Here is a 6,899-nt window from a genome sequence, read left to right as displayed (position 1 = left end):
CCACTACCGCACTTCGGGCGAGGTCGGCCTGGCGATGGGCCGACAGATCGGTGCGCTGGCGGTGGCGCAGCAGGCGGCGCAGATCCCACCCGTGCTGGTGCCACCCGGCGAAGCCAAGTCAGTGGGAGGCCGCTGACGGCTCAGGCCGCCAACCCGGCAAACACGTTCTGCACATCCTCGTTGGCATCGAGCGCCGCCAGAAAGGCTTCGACCTCTTCCAGCTGCTCGGCGTTCAGGCTGCTGGCGCTGACGGGGTTCTTGGGCTTGTAGCCCAGCTTGGCCGACACCACGTTGAAGCCTTGCGCGGGCAACGCGCGGCTCACCAGGTCGAGGTCGGCGTGGTCGGTGATGAAGAGGGTCACGCCCTCTTCGTCGGCCGCTTCGAAGTCTTGTGCGCCAGCTTCGATGGCGGCGAGCTCGGAGTCGGCGCCGGCCGCGGCGGGCTCGGCTTCGATCAGGCCCACGTGGGCAAAGTCCCATGACACCGTGCCCGAGGTGCCGAGCTGGCCCTTGCGGAACAGCACCCGCATCTCGGATGCGGCACGGTTCAGGTTGTCGGTCAGGCACTCCACCATCACCGGAACGCGGTGCGGCGCAAAACCTTCGTACATCGCGTGCTCGAAATGCACGGTTTCACCGGTCAGGCCGGCGCCCTTCTTGATGGCGCGGTCGAGCGTTTCCTTGGGCATCGAGACCTTGCGGGCCTGCTCGATGACCAGCCGCAGCCGCGAGTTGGCGCCGGGGTCGGCGCCGTGGCGGGCGGCAACCATGATGTCTTTGGCGAGCTTGCCGAAGAGCCGGCCCCGGGCGTTGGCGGCCAGGTCCTTGTGCTTTGCTTTCCACTGTGCGCCCATCAGTTCACCACCTTCACCTGTTGGCCGGGTTTGGGCTCAGGGGCGGCGCCATAGGCACTGTTCATCAACTTGAGTTGCGCCTCGGCGCGCGCCGGCAGCGGTGAAGAGCGCGCCAGCTCAGCGAAGCCACCGCGCGGGTAGGCCACGGTTTTCACGCTCCAGGGTCTGGCCGCCGCACGGTCGGCGGCGGTGATGGCACGGAACGAGGCTTCGGCCTCCCCGATCTGCGCGCCGGCGCGCTGCATCGCTGCGGCGTCTTTGGCGGCGTACTGCATCAGGTAGTTGCGCCCGCCCGGGCCGGTGACGAGGGTGAGCGTCACGGGCTGGCTCTGGCCTTGTTCGTTGCGCGTGGTGCCCTTGAAGTGCGTCGCCGACAGACCATGCAGCATGCGCGCCTCGCTGCGGCCCTCGGTGGGCTTGACCACGTTGCGGATCACTTCTTCATGCGTGCTGCCGGCCTTGGGCGGCACCAGCCGCACGATCAGGCCGGCGTCGCGCGCGCCGCTCACCAGCACGATGGCCTCTTGCGAGTTCTGCACCTGCCAGCCCGCCGGTGCGGTGAGCGCAATGCCCAGCGGCTCGTGATAGAAATTGCGCCCGCGCACCACGCCCTGCTCGCGGCTGTCGCCGAAGGTCATGCCTTCCACCGCTTGCAGGTAGCGGGCGCGGCCGTCGTCGGCGTAGTTGCCGCTGTACTTGCCAGCAATCTGTCGAATGTCGGCCAGCCGCTTGTCGTTGCTCGGGTGTGAAGCCAGCCAGCTCCCGCCCGAGGGCGCGGCCTTGCCCTCGGCCTTGGCGGCGTCGGCGGCAAATTGCTCCTGGTTCTTGAGCACCACGATCACGTCGATCATGTTCTGCGGGTTGTACTGGTTGCGCACCAGGTACTCGGCGCCGAGCTGGTCGGCCTGCAATTCCTGCTCGCGGCTGTACGAGGCCACATACCCGGCGGCTGCCGTCTGCGAGGCCTGGCTGGCCAGGTCGGTGGCGCCGCCCACGCCCCCCGCTTCGAGCACGGCACCGAGCACCGTGGCGGCCAGCACGCCGAGGCCGGCGTTCTGCTGGCGCGTGGCACGTTGCGCGCCGTGGCGGGCGGTCACGTGGCCGATCTCGTGGCCGACCACGCCGGCCAGCTCGGCCTCGCTGTCGAGGTAGGCCATGATGCCGCGCGTGATGTAGACGTAGCCGCCGGGCAACGCAAACGCGTTGATCTCGGGGCTGTCGAGCACGGTGAAGGTCCACACCAGGTTGGCGCGGTGCGACTGTTTGGCGAGCCGCTGGCCGATGTCGTTGACATACGCCTGCAGCTTCGGGTCGGCGTAGACGCCGTACTCCTGCAGGATCTGCTGGTGCGACTTTTTGCCAAGCGCGATCTCGTCTTGCTCGCTCATCACCGAGCGCTCGGTCTGGCCACTCACGGGGTTGACCACCTGCGTGCCGCAACCGGCCAGCAGGGCGACGCACATCACTAAGGGCAGGGCATGGCGCAGGTTCATGGGGCTTCCTTCTTGCGACGGGCCTGACGCGGCCCCGGGGGCGCAAGCGTAAACCAGCGCGAGGCCCCGCCGGAACTTATGTCACCTGCGCCCCCATTGGCATCGCCCGCGCCCGCCGGGTCAGCCTCTGCGCCAACGGGCTGCGCGGCCGCAGCACCGCCCGCTCGGCGGCCAGACCGCGCGCCAGGGCCGGGTCGCCGCTGCGCATGGCCGCTTCGATCAGCGTGAGGTCGATCAAGTCGCGCTGCGCATGGCTGCCGCCGAAACGGTGCGCCTGGTGGCGGATGGCGCGCAACAAGGTGACGGCCGTGTTGAAGTCGCCCTGGCCGAAGGCCTGCACCGCACGCGCCGCAGGGTGGCCCACCTCGCGGGTGAAGAGCGCGTTGTCGACCTCGCTCTGCATCACCCGTTGTTGCGACTCGAACACCGCCTGCTGGGCTGCGCTGCGGTCCGCGCCCACGAAGGCCAGCATCGCGTGGAAGTCGTTGAACGCATAGTTGCCCGCACGCGCCAGCGGATGCCAGCGGTCTGCCAGCGGCTGCCAACGGTCGCCCACGTCGACACCGCGCAGGTGCAGTCGCCACAGCATGGCGCTGGCGTCGATCATGTCCATCACCACCGACGATCCGGTGCCGCCGATCGCCTGGTCATACAGCTTGAGCACCTGCGCGTGGTCGTCGAGCTCCAGGTGGCACAGCGCGAGGTGCCACCAGTTGTGCGTGGCCAGGAAGCTGCCTTGTGACCAGGTCGCGCCGTGGGGCTGCAGCCAGGCGATGCCGTCGCGCGGCTGGTTGCGCATCTCGTGCACATGGGCCACGGCGTGCCAGCCCCAGCTGTCGCGCGGCTCCAGCTCGACGCTGCGTCGGCCTTGCGATTCGGCCTGCGCGTAGTCGCCGTTTTCTTCGAGGCCAAAGGCGTGCATGCCAAGCACGGCGTGCCAGCCAGGGATGGAGGCGTCCCACGCCGGCAGCACGCGGGCAACGCGGTCGCGCAGCATGCGGCTGTCTCCGCGGAAGAAGTCGACCTGGTGGCCGGCCTGCAGTGCCAGTGTGTCGAGCGGGTAGCGAAGGCTCAGGTCTTCGAGTCGCTGGGCGGCTTCGCGCCACCGGCCTTGCACCAGCGCCTGCGCGGCGGCCAGGTGGCGCCGCTCGCGGTCATCGGCAGGCAAGCCAGCAGCGGCTTCGCAGGCGGCGCGCGCCACGGCGATGCCTTCGGGCTCGGTGCCCAGCAGGTGAAGCCAGGCTTGCAGCACATGCGCCATCGTCATCTCGGGGCTGGCTTCGAGGGCGCGCGCCACGCTGGCGGCCGGGTCGTCGACCATGCACAGCAACTCGCGCGCCGCCTGGTCATAGGCGGCCAGGCTGTGAGGGTTGGCACCGGAGACCTGGTGGCCGGTGGAATCGATCATGTTCATGGGGGTCCTTGAGAAAAGCCAGATGGTGGTGCGCCAGGGAAATTCACACTAGAGTCGATCGCGCCAAAACCCGGCCAAACATGCCATGAGCTTTCAACACCCACCCATCACCGTGGCCCTGCTGGGCACGCCCGCTGTCAGCGCGGCCACCCTGTACGGCTTCTACGACGCCCTCAACAGCACCCGGCGCGACTGGCAGATGCTGCACGGCGGGCCCGACACACCCTCGCCCTTTCGACCGCTGGTGGTGAGCGCCGACGGCCAGCCCTTCGAGGGCGGCAACGGCGTGCGCATCACGCCCGATGCGAGTTTTGCCGACTGCCCGCGGCCCGACGTGGCCGTGGTCACCGACCTGATGATCGCGCCCGGCACAACGCTCGACGGCGTCTACGAACAAGAGGTGGCCTGGCTGCGTGGCGTGTTCGACGCCGGTGGCACGCTCGCCTCGGCCTGCTCAGGTGCCCTGCTGCTCGCGCGCACCGGCCTGCTCGACGGCCACGATGCCACCTCGCACTGGGCCTACTGCGACCTGCTCGCGCAAGAGTACCCACGCACCCGCTGGCACGCCGAGCGCGGCCTGGTGGTGGCCGGCACCGGCCAGCGCATCATCATGGCCGGCAGCGGTGTCGCCTGGCACATGCTGGTGCTGGCGCTCATCGCTCGCTTTGCCTCACCCGAAGACGCGATGCAGGTGGCGCGCATCAACCTGCTCGACCTCAACAGCACCAGCGCGCAGGCGTATGCCTCGCTCAGCCGTGGCCCGCGCGCGGCCGACGAGCTGATCGCCCGCTGCCAGCTGTGGGCCGCCTCCCACTACCGGGTGGAGTCGCCGGTGGCGCAGATGGTGGCGCTCTCGGGCCTGCCCGAACGCAGCTTCAAGCGCCGCTTCACCCAGGCCACCGGCATGCCCCCGCTGGAATACATCCACACCCTGCGGCTCGAAGAAGCCAAGCAGATGCTCGAATCGAGCGACATGCCGGTGGAGGCCATCGCCTTCGAGGTCGGTTACCAGGACACAAGCTTCTTCGGCCGCCTGTTTCGCCGCAAGGTCACACTGACGCCCGCGCAGTACCGCAGGCGCTTCGGCGCCCTCGGTGCGCAGCTGCGGCGAGCGGCCGAACCGGTTGAATGAGTCGGCCGTCAAAAATGAACGATCGCCTTGACGGAAGGCTTCGAGTCAGGCGAAGCGCACTGTCACCCGCAAGCCGCCGAGCGGCGAATCGCCCAGCACCACCGCCGCGCCGTGACGCTCGGCCACGCTCTTGACGATGGCCAGGCCCAGGCCGCTGCCCTCTTCACCACCGGCCGCTCGGCGGTAGAAACGGTCGAACACCCGGTCGCGTTCCGCGGGCGGGATGCCGGGGCCGGTGTCGTCGACCTGCAGAGTAGGTACACCCGCGTCGCTGAACACACGCAGCTCGACGCGCGAGCCCTTGGGGGCATAACGCACCGCGTTGTCAGCGAGGTTGCGCACCAGCACGGCCAGGCCCAGCTTGTCACCGCGCACGCTCACCGGGGCGTCGGCGTGCAGCACAAATTCACTGCCGCGCGAGAGGGCATAGGGCACGGTGTCGGCCACCGCCTGGCGCACCACCTCGCTGAGATCGAGCGGCTCGAGCGTCGCAGGTTGCGCACCCGGCTCGCTGCGGGCCAGGGTCAGCAGCTGTTCGACGATGCGTGCGGCGCGGTCAATGCCATCGGACAAGGCCGCGATGGCGTCGCCCCGCGCTGCGTCGTCGGGTGCTCGCTTGAGCGAGCCGATCTGCAGCTTGAGCGCGGTCAACGGCGAGCGCAGCTCGTGCGCGGCATCAGAGAGAAAAGCGCGCTGCGTCTCCAGCGTCTGGCCCAGGCGCTGCAGCAGACCGTTGAGCGCGCCGACCAGGGGCGACACGTCATCGGGCAGGCCCTGCTCGGTGAGGGGCTGCAATAGCTGCTCGTCGCGCGAGCGCACCTCGGCCACCACGCGGCGCAGCGGCGCCAAGGTCAAAGAGGCCAGCCACCAAGCCATCAGCGCCATCACCGGCGCCAGGAACAGGAGCGGCATCACGCTGCGCAGCGCCGCGTCGGCCGCCAGCCGCTGGCGGATGCGCACCGGTTGCGCCACCTGGATCACCCGCCCCGGCGTGGCCACGCTGAAGGTGCGCCAGGTCTGGCCCTCGACCGGCACGTCGGCAAAGCCCAGCAGCGCGCGGGTGGGCAAGGCGCGGTGGTTGCGGCTGGCGTAGATGCTGCGGCCATCCATGGTCCAGATCTGCACCACGAAGTCGAACTGCTCATCGGCCAGTGCATCGGCCTGGTTGGCGTCGATCTCGCCCTGGTCGCGCAACGAGAGCGCCATCTGCTTCAGCTGGTAGTCGAACAGGGCTTCGGTTTCGGTCAGCACGTTGCGGTAGGTCACTGCGCCCATCAAGAGTGCAACCAGGGCGAGCATGCCCAGCAGCGCCAGCAGCAATCGCGTGCGAATCGTGTTCATGCCTGAACGAAGTAACCCACGCCGCGCATGTTCTGGATGAACTCCGCCCCCAGCTTGCGGCGCAGCTGGTGGATGTAGACCGACACCGCGTTGCTTTCGATCTCTTCGCCCCAGCCGTAGAGCTTGTCTTCGAGCTGGGCGCGCGACAGCAGCGCGCCGGGACGCGTCATCAACGCTTCGAGCACCGCAAACTCGCGCGCCGACAGCAGCACCGGCTGGCCGTCTTGCGTGACCTGGCGGGTGGCCGGATCGAGCGTCACGCCGCGGTGCGACAGCAGTGGCTGCGCGCGCCCGCTGTGGCGGCGCATCACGGCGCGCATGCGGGCGTTGAGCTCGTCGAGTTCGAAGGGTTTGACGAGGTAGTCGTCGGCACCGGCATCGAGACCGCTCACCCGGTCGCCCAGGCCATCGCGCGCGGTGAGCACGATCACCGGTGTGTTGTCTTGCCGGCCACGCAGCCAGCGCAACACGCCCAGGCCGCCCTCACCGCTGGGGGCGGCATCGGCCAGCGGGGGCAGGCCCAGGTCGAGCAGCACCAGGTCGAACCGCTCGCTGCCGAGCGTGGCCTGCGCGGCGCTGCTGTCACGCACCCAGTCCACGGCGTGGCCTTCCTGGCGCAGCGTGGCGCGCAGGCTTTCACCGATCATGCGGTCGTCTTCAACCAG

General features: G+C 69.2%; 6 protein-coding genes. 1 reads left to right on the top strand and 5 read right to left on the bottom strand.

Annotated elements, in window-relative coordinates; all coding sequences use genetic code 11:
* Positions 1 to 140: 140 nt before the first annotated feature.
* The 3 genes from RMO40_RS17790 to RMO40_RS17780 form a co-directional block, all read right to left on the bottom strand.
* The gene (locus tag RMO40_RS17790) at positions 141 to 854 is read right to left on the bottom strand and encodes a YebC/PmpR family DNA-binding transcriptional regulator (protein ID WP_309724286.1); all 714 of its coding nucleotides are present in this window, start codon (positions 852 to 854) and stop codon (positions 141 to 143) included.
* The gene (locus tag RMO40_RS17785) at positions 854 to 2,347 is read right to left on the bottom strand and encodes a M48 family metalloprotease (protein WP_309724285.1); all 1,494 of its coding nucleotides are present in this window, start codon (positions 2,345 to 2,347) and stop codon (positions 854 to 856) included. The genes RMO40_RS17790 and RMO40_RS17785 overlap by 1 nt, the downstream gene beginning before the upstream one ends.
* A gap of 76 nt (positions 2,348 to 2,423) precedes the next feature.
* On the bottom strand, positions 2,424 to 3,761 hold the full coding sequence (locus tag RMO40_RS17780; RefSeq protein ID WP_309724283.1) for a tetratricopeptide repeat protein: 1,338 nt from the start codon (positions 3,759 to 3,761) through the stop codon (positions 2,424 to 2,426).
* Positions 3,762 to 3,846: 85 nt separating this feature from the next.
* Here RMO40_RS17780 and RMO40_RS17775 point away from each other — a divergent pair, with 85 nt between their 5' ends.
* Positions 3,847 to 4,893: a helix-turn-helix domain-containing protein gene (locus RMO40_RS17775; protein WP_309724282.1), complete on the top strand. Its 1,047-nt coding sequence runs from the start codon at positions 3,847 to 3,849 to the stop codon at positions 4,891 to 4,893.
* A gap of 45 nt (positions 4,894 to 4,938) precedes the next feature.
* Here RMO40_RS17775 and RMO40_RS17770 read toward each other — a convergent pair whose 3' ends face one another.
* Both RMO40_RS17770 and RMO40_RS17765 read right to left on the bottom strand, forming a co-directional pair.
* On the bottom strand, positions 4,939 to 6,234 hold the full coding sequence (locus tag RMO40_RS17770) for an ATP-binding protein (RefSeq protein WP_309724280.1): 1,296 nt from the start codon (positions 6,232 to 6,234) through the stop codon (positions 4,939 to 4,941).
* A partial coding sequence (locus tag RMO40_RS17765) for a response regulator (protein ID WP_309724279.1) occupies positions 6,231 to 6,899 on the bottom strand: 669 nt, incomplete at its 5' end. The genes RMO40_RS17770 and RMO40_RS17765, both read right to left, overlap by 4 nt.

Source organism: Rhizobacter sp., assembly GCF_031412075.1.
GTDB lineage: Bacteria > Pseudomonadota > Gammaproteobacteria > Burkholderiales > Burkholderiaceae_C > Rhizobacter.
Note: the sequence above shows the minus strand (reverse complement) of the source record. Positions and strands in the feature narration are given on the sequence as shown.